At 68.2% G+C, this 17,489-nt stretch carries 28 protein-coding genes; 4 read left to right on the top strand and 24 right to left on the bottom strand.

Translation table 11 applies throughout. The features are described from left to right. Positions 1 to 2: 2 nt before the first annotated feature. The 23 genes from rplR to QRY02_RS41060 form a co-directional block, all read right to left on the bottom strand. The gene (gene rplR / locus QRY02_RS41170) at positions 3 to 401 is read right to left on the bottom strand and encodes a 50S ribosomal protein L18 (RefSeq protein WP_233226165.1); all 399 of its coding nucleotides are present in this window, start codon (positions 399 to 401) and stop codon (positions 3 to 5) included. Between the two features lie 2 nt (positions 402 to 403). After that, positions 404 to 943 carry a 50S ribosomal protein L6 gene (gene rplF, locus QRY02_RS41165; RefSeq protein ID WP_013222612.1) on the bottom strand — a complete coding sequence of 180 codons (540 nt, stop codon included), beginning with the start codon at positions 941 to 943 and terminating at the stop codon, positions 404 to 406. A 16-nt stretch (positions 944 to 959) separates the two neighbouring features. Continuing rightward, positions 960 to 1,358 (bottom strand): 30S ribosomal protein S8, encoded by a 399-nt coding sequence (gene rpsH, locus QRY02_RS41160; protein ID WP_103342413.1) that lies wholly within the window; start codon positions 1,356 to 1,358, stop codon positions 960 to 962. Positions 1,359 to 1,443: 85 nt separating this feature from the next. Next, positions 1,444 to 1,629, bottom strand: a complete 186-nt coding sequence (locus tag QRY02_RS41155; protein WP_285988108.1) for a type Z 30S ribosomal protein S14 — start codon at positions 1,627 to 1,629, stop codon at positions 1,444 to 1,446. A 4-nt stretch (positions 1,630 to 1,633) separates the two neighbouring features. Beyond that, a complete protein-coding gene (gene rplE, locus QRY02_RS41150; protein ID WP_103342412.1) occupies positions 1,634 to 2,197 on the bottom strand; it encodes a 50S ribosomal protein L5 in 564 nt (187 codons plus the stop codon). After that, a complete protein-coding gene (gene rplX, locus QRY02_RS41145) occupies positions 2,197 to 2,511 on the bottom strand; it encodes a 50S ribosomal protein L24 (RefSeq protein WP_013222610.1) in 315 nt (104 codons plus the stop codon). The genes rplE and rplX overlap by 1 nt, the downstream gene beginning before the upstream one ends. Further along, complete coding sequence (gene rplN / locus QRY02_RS41140) at positions 2,511 to 2,879, bottom strand: 50S ribosomal protein L14 (RefSeq protein WP_004558867.1); 369 nt, start codon at positions 2,877 to 2,879, stop codon at positions 2,511 to 2,513. Before rplN ends, rplX begins: the two co-directional genes overlap by 1 nt. A 91-nt stretch (positions 2,880 to 2,970) precedes the next feature. Next, entirely contained in the window at positions 2,971 to 3,249 is a 279-nt protein-coding gene (gene rpsQ, locus QRY02_RS41135) for a 30S ribosomal protein S17 (protein ID WP_043781942.1), read from the bottom strand. Next, on the bottom strand, positions 3,246 to 3,494 hold the full coding sequence (gene rpmC, locus QRY02_RS41130) for a 50S ribosomal protein L29 (RefSeq protein ID WP_013222608.1): 249 nt from the start codon (positions 3,492 to 3,494) through the stop codon (positions 3,246 to 3,248). Before rpmC ends, rpsQ begins: the two co-directional genes overlap by 4 nt. Continuing rightward, positions 3,494 to 3,913, bottom strand: coding sequence for a 50S ribosomal protein L16 (gene rplP / locus QRY02_RS41125; protein ID WP_004558864.1), 420 nt, complete (start codon positions 3,911 to 3,913; stop codon positions 3,494 to 3,496). The genes rpmC and rplP overlap by 1 nt, the downstream gene beginning before the upstream one ends. A gap of 3 nt (positions 3,914 to 3,916) precedes the next feature. Further along, on the bottom strand, positions 3,917 to 4,756 hold the full coding sequence (gene rpsC / locus QRY02_RS41120) for a 30S ribosomal protein S3 (protein ID WP_013222607.1): 840 nt from the start codon (positions 4,754 to 4,756) through the stop codon (positions 3,917 to 3,919). Then, complete coding sequence (gene rplV / locus QRY02_RS41115; RefSeq protein ID WP_013222606.1) at positions 4,756 to 5,175, bottom strand: 50S ribosomal protein L22; 420 nt, start codon at positions 5,173 to 5,175, stop codon at positions 4,756 to 4,758. Before rplV ends, rpsC begins: the two co-directional genes overlap by 1 nt. Positions 5,176 to 5,206: 31 nt before the next feature. Further along, positions 5,207 to 5,488, bottom strand: coding sequence for a 30S ribosomal protein S19 (gene rpsS, locus QRY02_RS41110; RefSeq protein ID WP_026468892.1), 282 nt, complete (start codon positions 5,486 to 5,488; stop codon positions 5,207 to 5,209). 17 nt (positions 5,489 to 5,505) lie between these two features. Then, positions 5,506 to 6,342, bottom strand: coding sequence for a 50S ribosomal protein L2 (gene rplB / locus QRY02_RS41105; protein WP_020643204.1), 837 nt, complete (start codon positions 6,340 to 6,342; stop codon positions 5,506 to 5,508). A 15-nt stretch (positions 6,343 to 6,357) separates the two neighbouring features. Continuing rightward, positions 6,358 to 6,669, bottom strand: a complete 312-nt coding sequence (rplW, locus tag QRY02_RS41100) for a 50S ribosomal protein L23 (protein WP_003102087.1) — start codon at positions 6,667 to 6,669, stop codon at positions 6,358 to 6,360. Then, positions 6,666 to 7,355 carry a 50S ribosomal protein L4 gene (gene rplD, locus QRY02_RS41095; protein WP_103342410.1) on the bottom strand — a complete coding sequence of 230 codons (690 nt, stop codon included), beginning with the start codon at positions 7,353 to 7,355 and terminating at the stop codon, positions 6,666 to 6,668. Before rplD ends, rplW begins: the two co-directional genes overlap by 4 nt. Beyond that, positions 7,352 to 8,008 carry a 50S ribosomal protein L3 gene (rplC, locus tag QRY02_RS41090; RefSeq protein ID WP_013222604.1) on the bottom strand — a complete coding sequence of 219 codons (657 nt, stop codon included), beginning with the start codon at positions 8,006 to 8,008 and terminating at the stop codon, positions 7,352 to 7,354. Before rplC ends, rplD begins: the two co-directional genes overlap by 4 nt. Before the next feature lie 34 nt (positions 8,009 to 8,042). Next, positions 8,043 to 8,348, bottom strand: coding sequence for a 30S ribosomal protein S10 (rpsJ, locus tag QRY02_RS41085; RefSeq protein WP_003102098.1), 306 nt, complete (start codon positions 8,346 to 8,348; stop codon positions 8,043 to 8,045). 409 nt (positions 8,349 to 8,757) lie between these two features. Further along, positions 8,758 to 9,951 carry an elongation factor Tu gene (tuf, locus tag QRY02_RS41080; protein ID WP_285988107.1) on the bottom strand — a complete coding sequence of 398 codons (1,194 nt, stop codon included), beginning with the start codon at positions 9,949 to 9,951 and terminating at the stop codon, positions 8,758 to 8,760. A 130-nt stretch (positions 9,952 to 10,081) separates the two neighbouring features. Further along, complete coding sequence (fusA, locus tag QRY02_RS41075) at positions 10,082 to 12,181, bottom strand: elongation factor G (protein WP_285988106.1); 2,100 nt, start codon at positions 12,179 to 12,181, stop codon at positions 10,082 to 10,084. A 63-nt stretch (positions 12,182 to 12,244) separates the two neighbouring features. Beyond that, complete coding sequence (gene rpsG / locus QRY02_RS41070) at positions 12,245 to 12,715, bottom strand: 30S ribosomal protein S7 (protein ID WP_003102106.1); 471 nt, start codon at positions 12,713 to 12,715, stop codon at positions 12,245 to 12,247. Beyond that, complete coding sequence (gene rpsL, locus QRY02_RS41065) at positions 12,715 to 13,089, bottom strand: 30S ribosomal protein S12 (protein ID WP_003102113.1); 375 nt, start codon at positions 13,087 to 13,089, stop codon at positions 12,715 to 12,717. The genes rpsG and rpsL overlap by 1 nt, the downstream gene beginning before the upstream one ends. Before the next feature lie 1,133 nt (positions 13,090 to 14,222). After that, on the bottom strand, positions 14,223 to 14,378 hold the full coding sequence (locus QRY02_RS41060) for a hypothetical protein (protein WP_285988105.1): 156 nt from the start codon (positions 14,376 to 14,378) through the stop codon (positions 14,223 to 14,225). Between the two features lie 156 nt (positions 14,379 to 14,534). Here QRY02_RS41060 and QRY02_RS41055 point away from each other — a divergent pair, with 156 nt between their 5' ends. The 4 genes from QRY02_RS41055 to QRY02_RS41040 are packed head-to-tail and all read left to right on the top strand — an operon-like array spanning position 14,535 to position 17,273. Beyond that, the gene (locus QRY02_RS41055; protein WP_285988104.1) at positions 14,535 to 15,080 is read left to right on the top strand and encodes a YbaB/EbfC family nucleoid-associated protein; all 546 of its coding nucleotides are present in this window, start codon (positions 14,535 to 14,537) and stop codon (positions 15,078 to 15,080) included. Then, positions 15,080 to 15,427 carry a hypothetical protein gene (locus tag QRY02_RS41050; protein WP_285988103.1) on the top strand — a complete coding sequence of 116 codons (348 nt, stop codon included), beginning with the start codon at positions 15,080 to 15,082 and terminating at the stop codon, positions 15,425 to 15,427. The genes QRY02_RS41055 and QRY02_RS41050 overlap by 1 nt, the downstream gene beginning before the upstream one ends. A gap of 11 nt (positions 15,428 to 15,438) precedes the next feature. After that, positions 15,439 to 16,665, top strand: coding sequence for a hypothetical protein (locus tag QRY02_RS41045; RefSeq protein WP_285988102.1), 1,227 nt, complete (start codon positions 15,439 to 15,441; stop codon positions 16,663 to 16,665). A gap of 2 nt (positions 16,666 to 16,667) precedes the next feature. Next, positions 16,668 to 17,273, top strand: coding sequence for a hypothetical protein (locus QRY02_RS41040; RefSeq protein WP_285988101.1), 606 nt, complete (start codon positions 16,668 to 16,670; stop codon positions 17,271 to 17,273). Here the strand turns inward: QRY02_RS41040 and QRY02_RS41035 are convergent. Beyond that, entirely contained in the window at positions 17,254 to 17,478 is a 225-nt protein-coding gene (locus tag QRY02_RS41035) for a hypothetical protein (protein ID WP_285988100.1), read from the bottom strand. The two genes, QRY02_RS41040 and QRY02_RS41035, sit on opposite strands and share 20 nt — an antisense overlap. Between the last annotated feature and the right edge of the window lie 11 nt (positions 17,479 to 17,489).

The following is a 17,489-nucleotide window of genomic DNA, read 5'->3' as shown; positions in this document are numbered from 1 at the left end:
CGTCAGAACTCCAACCCCGCCTCACGGGCGGCGTCGGCGAGCGCGGCGATGCGGCCGTGGTAGGCGTTGCCCCCACGGTCGAACACCACAGCCGAGATCCCGGCGCTCTTGGCCCGCGCGGCGACGAGTTCCCCGACCTTGGCGGCCTTGGCCTTCTTGTCGCCGTCGACCGCCCGGACGTCCGCCTCGAGGGTGGACGCCGACGCCAGCGTGTGGCCGGCGAGGTCGTCGATCACCTGCACGGCGATGTGCCGCGAGGACCGCTTGACGACCAGGCGCGGTCGCTGCTCGGTGCCCGAGACCTTCTTGCGGAGCCGGAAGTGCCGACGGGCCTTCGCGACGCGGCGGCGGGTCGAGATGTCCTTGCCCACCGGCTTGCGCTTCGTAGTCGTGTCGCTCATGATCACTTACCCGTCTTTCCGACCTTGCGGCGGATCTTCTCACCCTCGTAGCGCAGGCCCTTGCCCTTGTACGGGTCCGGGCGCCGCAGCTTGCGGATGACGGCCGAGATCTGGCCGACCTTCTGCTTGTCGATGCCCGAGACCGAGAACCGGGTGGGGGTCTCCACCTTGAAGGTGATGCCCTCCGGGGCCTCGATCTTGACCGGGTGCGAGTAGCCGAGGGCGAACTCGAGGTCCGAACCCTTGGCCTGCACGCGGTAACCCACGCCGTGGATTTCCATCTTCTTCTCGTAGCCGGCGGTGACGCCGACGACGAGGTTGTTCACCAGCGTGCGGGTGAGCCCGTGCAGCGCCTTGCTGGTGCGCTCGTCATCCGGGCGCTTGACCAGCAGCGTGCCGTCCTCGTCGCGCTCGACGGTGATCGGCTCGGCGACGGTGTGCTCGAGGGTGCCCTTGGGCCCCTTGACCTTGATCTGCTGACCGTCGATGGTCACCTCGACCCCGGAAGGGACGGCGACCGGCAGCTTTCCGATGCGTGACATGCCTGTTCCCCTTCCCTTACCAGACGTAGGCGAGGACTTCGCCGCCCACGCTGTTGCGCTTGGCCTGCCGGTCCGTCTGCAGGCCACCGGACGTCGAGATGATCGCGATGCCCAGGCCGCCGAGCACGGACGGCAGTTCGGTCGATTTTGCGTAGATCCGCAGACCGGGCTTGGAGACGCGCCGGAGGCCGGCGATGCTCCGCTCACGGTTGGGGCCGTACTTGAGCTCGACGACGAGGTTCTTGTGCTTCTCGCCCGGCTCGTCGTGGTAACCCGCGATGTAGCCCTCACGCTTGAGGATCTCGGCGATGTTCGCCTTGAGCTTCGAGTGCGGGAGCTTGACCTCGTCGTGGTACGCCGAGTTCGCGTTACGCAGACGCGTCAAGAAGTCTGCGATGGGGTCGGTCATCGTCATGGTGACCTGTCAACCTTTCTCGCCTGGTTCCCCGCCCACCGGAGCGGGCGGGGCCTGTGGCGAAGTGGGAGTTAAAAAGAAGCTCTTACCAGCTGGACTTGCGGACGCCGGGCAGCTCGCCCGCGTGCGCCATCTCGCGAAGGCAGATCCGGCAGAGCCCGAACTTGCGGAACACGGCGTGCGGGCGGCCGCACCGCTGGCAGCGGGTGTAGGCGCGCACGGCGAACTTCGGCTTCTTCGAGGCCTTGTGGACCAGGGCTTTCTTGGCCATCGGCTCAGTTCTCCTTGAACGGGAAGCCGAGCTTGCGCAGCAGCGCCCGGCCCTCGTCGTCGTTCGTGGCGGTGGTGACGACGGTGACGTCCATGCCGCGCGGGCGGTCGATGGAGTCGGGGTCGATCTCGTGGAACATCGACTGCTCGTTGAGACCGAACGTGTAGTTGCCGTGGCCGTCGAACTGCTTCGGCGAAAGCCCGCGGAAGTCGCGGATACGCGGCAGCGCGATGGTCAGCAGCCGGTCGAGGAACTCCCACATCCGGTCGCCGCGCAGCGTGACGCGCGCGCCGATCGGCTGGCCTTCACGCAGCTTGAACTGCGCGATGGACTTGCGGGCCTTCCGGACCTCCGGCTTCTGGCCGGTGATCAGCGCGAGGTCCTTGACGGCGCCCTCGATCAGCTTGCTGTCGCGGGCGGCGTCGCCGACGCCCATGTTCACGACGACCTTCGTCACGCCCGGGATCTCGTGGACGTTGGCGAAGGAGAACTCAGCCTGCAGCTGGCCCTTGATTTCCTCGCGGTAGCGCACCTTGAGGCGCGGCGAGGTCTTCTCTGCGGTGGTCATCAGATGTCCTTACCGTTCCGGCGCGAGATCCGGACCTTCTTGCCGTCCTCGCCGATGCGGTAACCCACCCGGGCCGGCTTGCCGTCCGAGTCGACGACCATCACGTTCGAGACGTGGATGGGCGCCTCCTGCGTGACGATGCCGCCGGACTGCGCACCGCGCTGGGTCTGGCTGATCCGCGTGTGCTTCTTGATCCGGTTCACGCCCTCGACCAGCACGCGCTCGCGCTCCGGGTAAGCCTGGATGACCTTGCCCTTGGCGCCCTTGTCCTTGCCGGCGATGACGACGACCGTGTCGCCCTTCTTCACCTTCATCACAGCACCTCCGGCGCGAGCGAAATGATCTTCATGAACTTTCGGTCGCGCAGCTCGCGGCCCACCGGGCCGAAGATGCGGGTGCCGCGGGGCTCGTTGTCGTTCTTGATGAGCACGGCGGCGTTCTCGTCGAACCGGATGTAGGAACCGTCCGGACGACGGCGCTCCTTGACCGTGCGGACGATGACGGCCTTGACGACGTCGCCCTTCTTCACCCCGGCAGCCGGGATGGCGTCCTTCACGGTGGCGACGATGATGTCGCCGATGCCGGCGTAGCGCCGCCCGGAGCCACCGAGAACGCGGATGCAGAGAATTTCCTTCGCACCCGTGTTGTCGGCTACCCGAAGCCGCGACTCCTGCTGGATCACGTCAACTCCTGTATGTCGCGCCGGTTCTCGCCCGCTTGTGAGGGTTCACAGTGGCGAGCCTTGCGGAACTAAAGACTCCGAAGAGCCCTGCTTACTTGGCCTTCTCCACGATCTGCACCAGGCGCCACCGCTTCGTCGCCGACAGCGGGCGGGTCTCCATCAGGGTGACCCGGTCGCCCACGCCCGCCTCGTTGTTCTCGTCGTGCACCTTCACCTTGGAGGTGGAGCGGACGACCTTCGAGTAACGGGGGTGCTTCTTGCGGTCCTCGAGCTCGACCACGATCGTCTTGTTCATCTTGTCCGAGACGACGTAGCCCTCGCGGACCTTGCGGTCGTTCCGGGCCGGCGTCTCGGTGGTGGGCTCGCTCATGCGGCACCTTCACTCTCGGCGTCGGGGGCAACGGACAGGCCGAGTTCGCGCTCGCGCATGACCGTGTAGATCCGCGCGATGTCCGTGCGGACGGTGCGCAGACGGCGGTTGTTGTCGAGCTGCCCGGTCGCCATCTGGAAGCGGAGGTTGAACAGCTCCTCCTTGTATTCCTTCAGACGCAGGACGAGCTCTTCCGCGGTGAGCTCACGCAGCTCCGATGCCTGTGCGGCACCTGCGTTAGCCATCAGAACTCACCACCTTCACGGGTCACGATGCGGCACTTCATGGGCAGCTTGTGGATCGCGCGGCGCAGCGCCTCGCGAGCCGTCTCCTCGTTCGGGAACGAGATCTCGAACATCACGCGGCCCGGCTTCACGTTGGCGATCCACCACTCGGGCGAACCCTTACCGGAACCCATCCGGGTCTCGGCCGGCTTCTTGGTCAGCGGGCGGTCCGGGTAGATGGTCGTCCACACCTTGCCACCACGCTTGATGTGACGGGTCATGGCGATACGAGCGGACTCGATCTGCCGGTTCGTCACGTAGCTGTGCTCAAGCGCCTGGATGCCGTACTCGCCGAAGCTGACCTTCGTGCCACCCTTGGCGGCGCCGTGGCGCTTCGGGGAGTGCTGCTTCCGGTGCTTGACCCTGCGCGGGATGAGCACGTCTCAGCCCTCCGTCTTTTCTGCGGTCTCGGTGGCCGGAGCCGCCGGGGCCTCGGTCGTGGCCGCAGCGGCGGCGCGACCGGCTTCGGTCGAGGTGGCGGTCGTGCCCGAGGCGCCGGAACGACGCGGACGGGACGGCCGGTCGCTGCGGTCACGGTCGCGACCACCGCGCGGCGCGCGCTCGGCGGCGTCGCGGGCTTCGCGGGCCTTCAGGCCACCGACGAGCTCACCCTTGTAGATCCACACCTTGACGCCGATGCGACCGAACGTCGTCTTGGCCTCGAAGAAGCCGTAGTCGATGTCGGCGCGCAGCGTGTGCAGCGGGACGCGGCCATCGCGGTAGTGCTCGGAACGGGACATCTCGGCACCGCCGAGACGACCGCCGCACTGCACGCGGATGCCCTTGACCTGCGGCGAGCGCATGGAGGTCTGGATCGCCTTCCGCATCGCGCGGCGGAACGCCACGCGGTTGGAGAGCTGCTCCGCGACCGCCTGGGCGACCAGCTGGGCGTCGGCCTCGGGGTTCTTGACCTCGAGGATGTTCAGCTGGACCTGCTTCTTGGTCAGCTTCTCCAGCGCGCCGCGGATCCGGTCGGCCTCCGCACCGCGGCGGCCGATGACGATGCCCGGCCGGGCGGTGTGGATGTCCACGCGGACGCGGTCACGGGTGCGCTCGATCTCGACCTTGGAGATACCGGCCCGCTCCATGCCCGTGGCGAGGAGCTTGCGGATCTTGACGTCCTCGGCCACGTACTCGGCGTACTGCTTGTCGGCGTACCAGCGCGACTTCCAGTCCGTGGTGATACCCAGGCGGAAACCGTGCGGGTTGATTTTCTGGCCCACTACCGGCCACCTGCCTTCTTCTTGCTCTGAGCCTTCTGCGCGACGGCCGGACGCGACTCCACCTCGACGGTGATGTGGCTGGTCCGCTTGCGGATCCGGTACGCGCGGCCCTGGGCCCGCGGACGGATGCGCTTGAGGGTGGGGCCCTCGTCGGCGTACGCGTTCTTGACCCAGAGCGTCTCCGGGTCCAGCTGAAGGTTGTTCTCGGCGTTGGCCACGGCGCTGGCGAGCACCTTCGCGACCGGCTCGCTGGCCGCCTGCGGGGCGAACCGGAGCACGGCCAAGGCGTCGGCGGCGCTACGTCCCTTGATGAGCTCGATCACCCGGCGCACCTTGGTGGGCGAGTCCCGGACGAAGCGAGCCCGCGCGTACGCCGTAGGCAGTTCAGCCTCGGTCGTCGCGTCGTTCTGGGCGTTCATCGCTACTTCCCTTGTCTCTTATCGTGCCCGCTCAGCGGCGGCGCGACTTGCGGTCGTCCTTGATGTGGCCCTTGAAGGTCCGCGTCGGGGCGAACTCGCCCAGCTTGTGACCCACCATCGCCTCGGTGACGAACACCGGGACGTGCTTGCGGCCGTCGTGCACCGCGATCGTGTGACCCAGGAAATCCGGGATGATCGTGGAGCGCCGCGACCAAGTCTTGATCACGGTCTTCTTGCCCGACTCGTTGAGAACGTCCACCTTCTTGAGCAGGTGGTCGTCCACGAAGGGGCCCTTTTTGAGGCTACGTGGCATGTTCTTCTACCTCCTGCTCAGCGCTTGTTCTTGCCGGTACGGCGACGGCGGACGATCATCGCGTCGGATGCCTTGCGGCGACGCGTACGACCCTCGGGCTTACCGTTCGGGTTGACCGGGTGGCGACCACCGGAGGTCTTACCCTCACCACCACCGTGCGGGTGGTCGACCGGGTTCATGACGACACCACGGACCGTGGGGCGCTTGCCGCGCCAGCGGTTGCGGCCGGCCTTGCCCCAGTTGATGTTGGCGTGCTCGGAGTTGCCGACCTCGCCGACCGTGGCGCGGTTGCGCACGTCCACGTTGCGGATCTCACCCGAGGGGAGACGCAGCTGGGCGTACGGACCGTCCTTGGCGACGAGCTGCACCTTCGCGCCCGCGGACCGCGCCATCTTCGCGCCGCCACCGGGGCGGAGCTCGATCGCGTGGATCACGGTGCCGACCGGGATGTTGCGCAGCGGCAGGTTGTTGCCCGGCTTGATGTCGGCCCGGGGGCCGTTCTCGACGGTGTCGCCCTGCTTCAGCTTCTCCGGCGCGATGATGTAGCGCTTCTCGCCGTCGGCGTAGTGCAGCAGCGCGATGCGAGCGGACCGGTTGGGGTCGTACTCGATGTGCGCGACCTTGGCGGGGATGCCGTCCTTGTCGTTGCGACGGAAGTCGATCAGGCGGTAAGCGCGCTTGTGGCCGCCACCCTTGTGCCGGGTGGTGATCTTGCCGGACGAGTTACGCCCACCGGTGCCGCTCAGCGGACGCAGCAGCGACTTCTCGGGAGTCGAGCGGGTGATCTCGGCGAAGTCCGAGACGCTCGAACCGCGACGACCCGGGGTCGTCGGCTTGTACTTGCGGATGCCCATTGTCAGCTCAGTCCTTTACGCGGTGGGTCCGCCGAAGATCTCGATCGCCTTGCTCTCGGGCGAAAGAGTCACGATGGCGCGCTTGGTGTCCTTGCGCTTGCCGAAGCCTGCGCGAGTCCGCTTCCGCTTGCCCTGGCGGTTGGCCGTGTTGACGCTGACCACCTTGACGCCGAACACCTTCTCGACCGCGATCTTGATCTGGGTCTTGTTGGCGTCCGGGCGGACGATGAACGTGTACTTGTGGTCCTCGAGCAGCCCGTAGGACTTCTCGGAGATGACCGGCGCGAGCAGGATGTCGCGGGGGTCCGGAATGGCGACCGAACTCACTTCTCGTCACTCCCTTCCGTGACCTCGCCCGACCGCGCGGAAGCCTTGACGGTCTTACCGCGGACGGGGCCGGCGACGAACGCGTCGTACGCGGCCTTGGTGAACACGACGTCGTCGTTGACCAGCACGTCGTAGGTGTTGAGCTGGTCGGCCCAGAGGATGTGCACCTCGGGCAGGTTCCGCAGGGAAACCCAGCTCAGCTCGTCGTCCCGGTGCAGCACCACGAGCACGCGCTTCGCCAGCGTCACCGCGGCGAGGGCGGCCTTGGCGGCCTTGGTGTTCGGCTTCTCACCGGTCACCAGCTCGGTGACGACGTGCAGCTGGCCGGCGCGGGCCCGGTCGGAGAGAGCGCCACGCAGGGCGGCGGCCTTCATCTTCTTCGGGGTGCGCTGCGAGTAGTCACGCGGCGTGGGGCCGTGGACGACGCCACCGCCGACGAACTGCGGCGCGCGGGTCGAACCCTGGCGGGCACGGCCGGTGCCCTTCTGGCGGTACGGCTTCTTGCCGCCACCGCGAACTTCGCCACGGGTCTTCGTGTCGTGCGTGCCCTGGCGAGCGGCGGCCTGCTGGGCCACCACGACCTGGTGCATCAGCGCGACATTGGCCTGCACGTCGAAGATCTCCTCGGGGAGGTCCACGGTGCCGTCGGCTTTACCGGCCGGGGTCTTCAGCTCGACGCTTGTCATTCGGAGTTACCACCCTTCGCGGCGCTGCGAACGAACAGCACGCCGCCCTTGGGACCGGGCACGGCGCCCTTGATCAGCAGCAGGCCGTCGTCGGCACGCACCGCGTGCACGGTCAGGTTCTGCGTGGTGACCCGGTCGTTGCCCATCCGGCCCGCCATGCGCAGGCCCTTGAAGACGCGGCCGGGGGTGGCGCAGCCACCGATGGAACCCGGCTTGCGGTGCACGGCCTGGGCACCGTGGCTCGCGCCCTGGCCCTTGAAGCCGTGGCGCTTCATGACACCCGCGTAGCCCTTGCCCTTGCTGGTCCCGGTCACGTCGACCTCGACGCCGGCGGCGAACACCTCGGCGGTGATCTCCTGGCCGACCTCGTAGGTCTCGGCGTCGGTGGTGCGCAGCTCGGCGAGGAACCGCCGCGGGGTCACGCCCGCCTTGTCGAAGTGGCCGGTGCGCGGCTTGTTCACCTTGCGCGGGTCGACCGCGCCGAACGCCAGCTGCACGGCCGTGTAGCCGTCTTTGTCCTGGGTCCGAACCTGGGTGACCACGTTCGGACCGGCCTTCACGACGGTGACCGGGACAACCCGGTTCTGTTCGTCGAAGACCTGGGTCATGCCGAGCTTGGTGCCCAGGATGCCCTTCATCTGCCTGTCAGACATGAGTCTCTTACTCTCCGCCGCTCGCCCGCCGCTACTACTGGATGTTGACGTCGACGCTCGCCGGCAGGTCGATGCGCATGAGCGCGTCGACCGTCTTCGGCGTCGGGTCGAGGATGTCGATCAGACGCTTGTGCGTGCGCATCTCGAAGTGCTCGCGCGAGTCCTTGTACTTGTGCGGCGAGCGGATGACGCAGTAAACGTTCTTCTCGGTGGGCAGCGGCACCGGCCCGACAACACGGGCACCGGTGCGCGTGACCGTCTCCACGATCTTGCGCGCCGAGGTGTCGATCGCCTCGTGGTCGTAGGCCTTGAGCCGGATGCGGATCTTCTGTCCCGCCATGGTGGCTGCTCGTTCCTTGTCGTCTCGTGCCGCTATCTCACAAACCCCGCTGGGTGTTGCCACCCTGAGCCTGGGTTTCCGCAGTTCAACGGCCCTGTCCCCGGTCCACGCGGTCGGGCGTGTCGCGCCCGACGCACAGACGGATCCCGCGGGATCGTCGTCTTGCCTGGTCTTCCTCAACGTGAGGAGGCGCTGAGCCGGCACCACTTTGGCAAGGGTGACCGTCTCACTGCCTTTGCCCGCTCGCCTCACCCGAAGGAAAGAGCTCCGCGGACCGTGGCCACTCGCACCGGAGCGGCCGGATCCCCGAAGGGATCGGCCGCCCCAGGACGAGCAACCTGAATAGTGTCGCACACGTGATTTGACGCCCCGAACCCGGGGGTGTATTGCCCCCGGTGGGGCGCCTAAATCACTTGATGATCTTGGTGACCTGGCCGGCGCCGACGGTCCGGCCACCCTCACGGATGGCGAAGCGCAGACCCTCGTCCATCGCGACCGGCTGGATCAGCTGGACCGAGATGTCGGTGTTGTCGCCCGGCATGACCATCTCGGTGCCCTCGGGGAGGGTCACCACGCCGGTCACGTCGGTGGTGCGGAAGTAGAACTGCGGGCGGTAGTTGTTGAAGAACGGGGTGTGACGGCCACCCTCGTCCTTCGACAGGATGTAGACCCGGCCCTCGAAGTCGGTGTGCGGGGTGGTGGTGCCCGGCTTCACGACGACCTGGCCGCGCTCGACGTCCTCGCGCTTGATACCGCGGACCAGCAGGCCGACGTTGTCGCCCGCCTGGCCCGAGTCGAGCAGCTTGCGGAACATCTCGACACCGGTGACAGTCGTCTTGGTCGACTTCTCCTTGATGCCGACGATTTCGACCTCTTCGTTGACGTTGATCTGGCCGCGCTCGACGCGACCGGTCACCACGGTGCCACGACCGGTGATGGTGAAAACGTCTTCGATCGGCATCAGGAACGGCTTGTCGAGCTCGCGCACCGGGTCCGGCACGCTGTCGTCGACGGCCGCCATGAGCTCGAGAACGGCCTCGGCCCACTTCTCGTCGCCCTCGAGGGCCTTCAGGCCGGACACGCGCACGACCGGCGCGTCGTCGCCCGGGAACTCCTGCGAGGACAGCAGCTCACGGACCTCCAGCTCGACGAGCTCGAGGATCTCCTCGTCGTCGACCATGTCGGCCTTGTTCAGCGCGACCACGATGTAGGGCACGCCGACCTGGCGGGCGAGCAGCACGTGCTCACGGGTCTGCGGCATCGGGCCGTCGGTGGCGGCCACGACCAGGATCGCGCCGTCCATCTGGGCGGCACCGGTGATCATGTTCTTGATGTAGTCCGCGTGACCGGGGGCGTCGACGTGGGCGTAGTGACGCTTCTCGGTCTGGTACTCGACGTGCGAGATGTTGATCGTGATGCCGCGCTGCTTCTCTTCCGGCGCGTTGTCGATCTGGTCGAACGCCCGCGACTCGTTCAGCTCCGGGTACTTGTCGTGCAGCACCTTGGTGATAGCCGCGGTCAGAGTCGTCTTGCCGTGGTCAACGTGACCGATGGTGCCGATGTTGACGTGCGGCTTGGTCCGCTCGAATTTCGCCTTCGCCACTGGAATGTCCTCCTGGACTGATTTCGCTTTGTGCTCGTGGGGCGGCGTGGCTGCCGCCCCACGATTGTTCCTTCGTCGGTGCTGCGGACGTTCAGGAGAGTCCCTTAATGCCCGCGAGCGCTGGGGGGAGTTACTCCCCCGTCGCCTTCGCGATGATTTCCTTCGCGACGTTCGCGGGAACCTCGGCGTAGGAGTCGAACACCATGGAGTAGTTCGCCCGGCCCTGGGTGCGGGACCGCAGGTCGCCGACGTAGCCGAACATCTCCGACAGGGGGACCAGCGCCTTCACGACGCGGGTGCCCGCCCGCTCCTCCATGGCCTGGATCTGACCACGACGGGAGTTGAGGTCACCGATGACGTCACCCATGTAGTCCTCGGGCGTGGTCACCTCGACCGCCATCATCGGCTCCAGGATCACCGGGCCGGCCTTCTTCGCGGCTTCCTTCATCGCCATGGAACCGGCGATCTTGAACGCCATCTCCGAAGAGTCGACCTCGTGGTAAGCACCGTCCAACAGGGTGAACTTCAACCCGACGAGCGGGTAGCCGGCCAGGACGCCGTACTGCATCGCGTCCTGCGCGCCCGCGTCCACCGACGGGATGTACTCCCGCGGCACGCGACCACCGGTCACCTTGTTGTCGAACTCGTAGAGCGCGCCGTCGGTGCGCTCGAGCGGCTCCAGCTTCACGATGACCTTCGCGAACTGGCCGGAACCACCGGTCTGCTTCTTGTGGACGTAGTCGAGCTTGTCGACCGTCTTCTTGATCGTCTCACGGTAGGCGACCTGCGGCTTGCCGATGTTCGCCTCGACCTTGTAGTCGGACTTCATCCGGTTCACCAGCACCTCGAGGTGCAGCTCGCCCATGCCCGCGATGATCGTCTGGCCGGTGTCCTCGTCCAGCTTGACCTGGAACGTCGGGTCCTCTTCGGCCAGCTTCTGGATCGCCAGGGACAGCTTCTCCTGGTCGGCCTTCGTCTTCGGTTCGATCGCGACCCGGATGACCGGCTCGGGGAACGTCATCGACTCCAGCACGATCGGGTTCTGCGGGTCCGCCAGGGTGTCACCCGTGGTGGTGTCCTTCAGGCCGATGACCGCGTAGATGTGGCCGACCTGGGCGTCGTCGACCGGGTTCTCCTTGTTGGAGTGCATCTGGAAGATCTTCCCGATGCGCTCCTTGCGCTCCTTGGTCGCGTTGATGACCTGCGCGCCGGCGGCGACCTTGCCCGAGTACACCCGGATGTAGGTCAGCTTGCCGAAGAACGGGTGCGCGGCGATCTTGAACGCGAGCGCGGCGAACGGCTCGTCGACCGACGCCTTGCGGGACGCCACGGTCTCGCCGTCGGGCAGCAGGCCCTCGACGGCCGGGACGTCCAGCGGGGTCGGCAGGTAGTCGATGACCGCGTCGAGCATGGGCTGCACGCCCTTGTTCTTGAACGCGGAACCGGCCAGCACCGGGAAGACCTGGCTGGTGATGGTGAGCTTCCGGATGCCGGCCTTGATCTCGGCCTCCGTCAGCTCCTCACCCTCGAGGAACTTCTCCATCAGCGCGTCGTCCGCCTCGGCGACGGTCTCGACGAGCTTCTCGCGGTACTCCGCGGCCTTCTCGGCCAGGTCGGCCGGGATGTCCTCGATCGAGTAGTCCTCGCCCTTCTGGACCTCGCCGCGCCAGGTCAGCGCCTTCATGCGGACCAGGTCGACGACGCCTTCGAAGTCGTTCTCGGCGCCGATCGGCAGCTGGATGACCAGCGGGCGCACGCCGAGGCGGTCCACGATGGTCTTCACGGTGTAGTAGAAGTCCGCACCCAGCTTGTCCATCTTGTTGACGAAGCAGATGCGCGGGACGTCGTACTTGTCCGCCTGCCGCCAGACCTGCTCCGACTGCGGCTCGACGCCTTCCTTGCCGTCGAAGACGGCGACCGCACCGTCGAGCACCCGGAGGTTGCGCTCCACCTCGACGGTGAAGTCGACGTGGCCCGGGGTGTCGATGATGTTGATCTGGTGGTCGTCCCAGAAGGTGGTGGTGGCAGCCGAGGTGATGGTGATACCCCGCTTCTGCTCCTCCTCCATCCAGTCCATGGTGGCGGCGCCGTCGTGGACTTCACCGATCTTGTAGTTGACCCCGGTGTAGAACAGGATCCGCTCGGTGGTGGTCGTCTTGCCGGCGTCGATGTGGGCCATGATGCCGATGTTGCGGACCTTGTTCAGGTCGGTCAGCACTTCACGTGCCACGAGAGTGTTCCCCTGTTCTCAAGCTTGGGGCCCGGCATGGCTTGGTCGACAGCCGGGCGGTCATCACCAGCGGTAGTGCGCGAAGGCCCGGTTGGACTCGGCCATCTTGTGCGTGTCCTCGCGACGCTTCACGGAGGCACCGAGGCCGTTGGAAGCGTCCAGGAGCTCGTTCTGCAGGCGCTCGATCATCGTCTTCTCGCGGCGAGCCTGCGAGAAGGAGACCAGCCAGCGCAGCGCCAGCGTCGTGGAGCGGCCCGGCTTGACCTCGATCGGCACCTGGTAGGTGGCGCCACCGACGCGGCGGCTCTTCACCTCGATGGTGGGCTTCACGTTGTCGAGGGCGCGCTTCAGCGTGACGACCGGGTCGGTGCCGGTCTTCTCGCGAGCGCCTTCGAGGGCGCCGTACACGATGCGCTCGGCCAGGGACCGCTTCCCGTCCTTCAGCACCTTGTTCACCAGCTGGGTGACCAGCGGGGAGGCGTAGACGGGGTCGGAGATCAGCGGCCGCTTGGGGGCCGGACCCTTGCGGGGCATTAGCTCTTCTCCTTCTTCGCGCCGTACCGGCTGCGCGCCTGCTTGCGGTTCTTGACACCCTGCGTGTCGAGCGAACCGCGGATGATCTTGTAACGGACACCCGGAAGGTCCTTCACACGACCACCACGCACGAGCACCATCGAGTGCTCCTGCAGGTTGTGGCCCTCACCGGGGATGTAGGCGGTGACCTCGATGCCGCTGGTCAGCTTCACACGCGCGACCTTGCGAAGCGCCGAGTTCGGCTTCTTGGGGGTCGTGGTGTACACGCGAGTGCACACGCCACGCCGCTGCGGGCTCCCCTTGAGGGCCGCGGTCTTCTGCTTGGCAGCCTTGTCCTGGCGGCCCTTGCGGACCAGCTGCTGGATCGTGGGCAATGGACCAGCTTCCTGTCGTGATCTGCTTCTTCGTGTCTTCACCGGCCCCCGCGGTCGGGCGTGTCGGCCCGCGTCACGGTCTCGCGACCGGTAACTTCCCGGAGGGATTTCCGTCGGAACCCCGACCTGCCGAAGCCGGTGACCGGGTGCCTGAGCACCCCGTCCATGCGCACGGCACGCGGAGCGGCCCGACGCATGCCGGGCACGGTCTCCAAAGATACCCGCCCGGGTCCGGGAGGAACGCGGCGGGGGGTCTGTAGGTCGGCGAACCTCCAGCGTACCTCTCAACGCCCCGGGCCTGCGGGACATTCCACGCCTCGGGTCGCGGGGGCGATCACGGTCGCGGCGCGGTGGGCGGTCCGGCGAGTGTGGAACTCGGCGGGCGGGTGGCGGCGGGGTGTGCGGGTGCCGGGGCTGGGCGGGCGCCGGCCTGCTCGCACGGGGCCGCTGACGGGTGCGCTGGTGCTCGGGCTGCGCGGGCAGCGGGGCGGCTCCCTCGGCGGGCGGCCGCCGACGGGTGCGCAGGTGCTGGCGCTGCGCGGGCGGCTTCCTCACCGCCGGCGCGCCGAGACCAACGCTGCGCGGGCGGCTTCCACGGGCGCGACCGCAAAGGCGATGCGCGGGTGCTGAGGCTGCGCGGGCACCGAAGCGGCCTCCCCCACCCGGCCGCTGATGGGTGCGCGGGTGCTGGCACTGCGCGGCCGGAGCGGCTTCCCCGGTGCACGGCCGACGCGATGCGCGGCCGCCGGGGCGGCTTCCTCGGGGCGCGACCGCCGACAATGTGCGCGGCCGCCGGGACCGGAAGGTCTCGCGGCTCGCCGACCGGTGAGCCGATGCTCGGGCAGCTTCACCAACTCGCCGCCGCGACCCGGCGGCGCGACCCGGCGGCGAGCGGGTGCCCACCTCGCTGGTCACCGAGCTGCTTGCCGGATGCCGGTCGCCGGTACCTGAGTTCGCCGCGAGCCAGTTCGCGGCCGCCCAGCCGGCGCTGGCCGGCAAGCTCCGCGAACTCGCCGGGCCCCGAGCCGATGCGCGGTCCCGGAGCCGCGGCCGCTGCGAGCAGCGACAGGCAGCGGGCGGCGGGCGGCGGGCGGCGCAGCTTCAGCCGCGCGCCGCCTTGTCCGCCCGCTCCGTCAGTCCTCGTCCGGCTTGGCGTGGTCCGGCTTGCCCGGGTTCGGGTCGCGGGACAGGTCGATCAGGGGGTGCACGCCGGCGCCCTCCGGGGCCGCGTGACTGCCCGTCGACTTGGGTTCTTCGGTTGGGGCTCCGGCCCCTTCGGTGCTGGTCATCACACACTCCTCGCGCGTTGTCCCCTGCTTCCCTCTCGGGCCGAAACCTACCCATTACCCGGTCGGGTGATGCAGTGGGATCGGATCGGCCGTTCCGTGCGTCACAGTGCGGCCGGAGGGTCACGATGGGTGCACCACGAAACGGAAGGCGGGCGCATGTCGGGCGAGTTCGAGCACCTGGTGGCCGAGTTCGAGCGGTTCCAGGCGGGCATCCGCCACGCCGACGACCGGTTCGCCGGGCTGGGCACCATGCAGCAACAGCTGACCGGACTGCGGGCGAGCGCCGCGTCGCCGGACGGGGGCGTCACCGTCCTCACCGGGCCCGGTGGGGCCGTCCTCGACGTCAAGTTCACCGAGGCCGCGCTCGCCAAGGGGCCGCAGGCGCTGTCGGCCACACTCCTGACCACTCTGCGGGAGGCCGTCGGCGCGGCCGCGCGGCAGCAGGCGGTGATCGTCGAAGAAAACATGGGTGACGACCTCGGCCTGGTCGACCAGGTCCTCGAAACCCAGGCCGTGGCGTTCGGAACCACCGTCGAAGAACTGCGGTCGAAGCTCACCGAAGAGACGCTCACCGAAGAGCGGCCCGAGGACTTCTCCGAGCAACGAGTGCTCCGCCCGGCCGACCCGCCGCCGGCACCACCCGCGGGAGGCCCCTCGGCGGGCGACCGCTTCCTGCGCAACCTGTTCGACGAGGAGGACTGATGCCCGACGGAGCCGGCGGTTACCGGGTCCGGGTCGACGCGCTGCACAAGTACGCCGGCCGGCTGGACGAGTACCGCGAACAGGGCACGAAGATCACCGGAAAGGTGGCCCAGGCCGACGTCGGCGACAAGGCGTGGGGGGTGGTCGGCCTCTTCACCAAAAGCGGCTACGACGACACCCTCCGCGAGCTGCAGGCGCTGCTGGCGTCCATCTCGGACGGACTGGCGTCGGCGCAGGCCAAGCTGACCGACGCGGCGAACGTCTACCAAGGCGTCGAGGACGACCACAAGACCTTCTTCGGCCAGGTCGAGGTCCTGCTCGACGGCCCGCGCGAGCCGAAGCACTGAGGGGGAACGCCATGGCCGAGGTCGAAGACGTCGCGAGCGGCATCACCGTCAAGCCCGACGACCCGAAGACCGTGCTCGGGGTCAACGTCGACAACGCGATCAAGGCGACACCGTTCGCCGGGAACGCGGTCACCGTCGGCAAGGACGCGGTCTCGGTGACGAAGGCCGTCTTCGCGCCGCAGCACGACGGCGCCGACATCACCCTCGCGCTCGGCACGATCGCCACCGACACGGCGAGCTTCATCCAGTCGAGTTCGAGCACCATCACCGACATCGCCACCGACCCGCTCGGCTGGCTGGTCGGGCAGGGGCTGAACTTCCTGGTCAACGCCGTCCAGCCGATCCAGGACGCGATCCACTTCGTCAGCGGCGACGGCCCGGCGCTGGGGGTCGCGGCGGAGAACTTCGGGGCGATCGCGACCGGGCTGGACAAGCTGGCCAAGAACTTCGCCGAGGTCGCCGACGAGTCGCTGAAGGGCTGGGAGGGCGACGCGGGCAACGCGGCGAAGACGGCGCTGGGCGAGTTCGCGCACGGCATCGAAGGCGTCGCCGGGAAGTCCGGCGACCTGGCCCGGATGCTGCAGCTCAACAGCATGCTGATGAGCTTCGTCGAGGACCTGATCAAGGCCATTCTCACCGAGTTCGTGACCTGGCTGATCCTGCTGTGGGTGCCGGCACTGGCCGCCGCGGTGCCGACGTGCGGGGCTTCGCTGTCCGCCGCCGCCCCGGTGACCGAGGTCAAGGCGGCCCAGACGACCGCGAAGACCACCCGGAAGGTGAACAAGCTGCGCGAGCTCCTGCAGAAGGTGCTCGACTGGCTCCGGAAGCTGCAGCAGAAGTTCGCCTCGACCACGCTGGGCAAGTCGCTGACGAAGATCGCGAAGGAGAACGAGGGCAAGGACCTCCTCCAGAAGGCCGTCGGCGACAAGGGCCTGATCGGCAAGCGCTGGGCGAAGGCCTTCGAGAACCCGGTGCTCGACGCCGCCGGCAAGGTCGACTACCGGAAGACGATGCTGAAGGCAGGCGCCACCGAAGCGCTCGAGAAGGGCGGCGAAGCGGCGGTCAAGGGCGTGCTCGGTTACAACCCGGCCAACCCCGGCGACAACCCGGGCAAGACGGTCAACGACCACCTCGGCAAGCTCAACAGCCACGTCAAGAACGCGAAGAAGACGAGTGACCACGACGGCACGGGCCGGGACCAGTCCGTCGAGGAAACCCGCGAGGACCTGGACTTCTGACGATGCAGACGCTCTTCACGATCGGCGTCCTGGTGGTCGTGGCCGCGGTGGCCGCCGCGATCTGGTGGCGGTCGCAGCGGAAAGCGGCCGCGAGCCGCGAGGACCATTGGTTCAGGGCGTTCGCGGCCGAGCGGGGTGGCACGTTCGGCAGCGGTTCGCCGAGCTTCGGCGTGTTTCACCCGACCGGGCGACCGCTGACAGGGGCACCGGAGGACCCGTGGGTCGAGTTCCGCCTCGGCGACCGGCCGGTGCTCGGGATCGACACGCGGGAGTCCTACCGGCACTTCGACGACCACATCCACTTCCGCGACCTCCACGTCACCCAGGTGCGGGTGCCGCCGGGCCCGGAGCTGCGGATCGTCCCGGGCCGGCCGGTGTCCATGCCGACGCTCCCGCCGGACTCGGCGCTCGACGCCGAGCTGGCCCGCTGGCTGGCGGCGAACCCGTGGTTCGGGCAGCGGGAGGTCGTCGTCGAAAACGGCGCCGCGCGCACCTGGGGGCCGGGCTGCGCGACGCGGCAGAACCTCACCACGGAGGCCCGGTACCTCGCCGACCTGGCCGACCACCTGCCCGCGACGCTGTGGAACCTCAGCGGCGGCGCGTCGTGAGGTGGGTCAGGCCCGCCGACAGGGCGAAGATCAGCCCGAGGCCGACGACGTAGGGCCCGGCCAGCAGGGCGAACCCGGCGCCGATGTTCGCGTCGGGCTGGTCGGAAGTGGCCCGGAAGCCGATCGCGCCCACCGACAGCAGGACCGCGCCGGCCGTGATGAGCACCACGGCGACCACCGTGAGGCGCTTGGTGACGGGCGTCATGCCTCCATGGT

It is taken from the genome of Amycolatopsis sp. DG1A-15b, from assembly GCF_030285645.1.
Lineage (GTDB): Bacteria > Actinomycetota > Actinomycetes > Mycobacteriales > Pseudonocardiaceae > Amycolatopsis.
The sequence above is the reverse complement of the archived record's forward strand: the minus strand, read 5'-3'. Positions and strand labels throughout refer to the sequence as shown.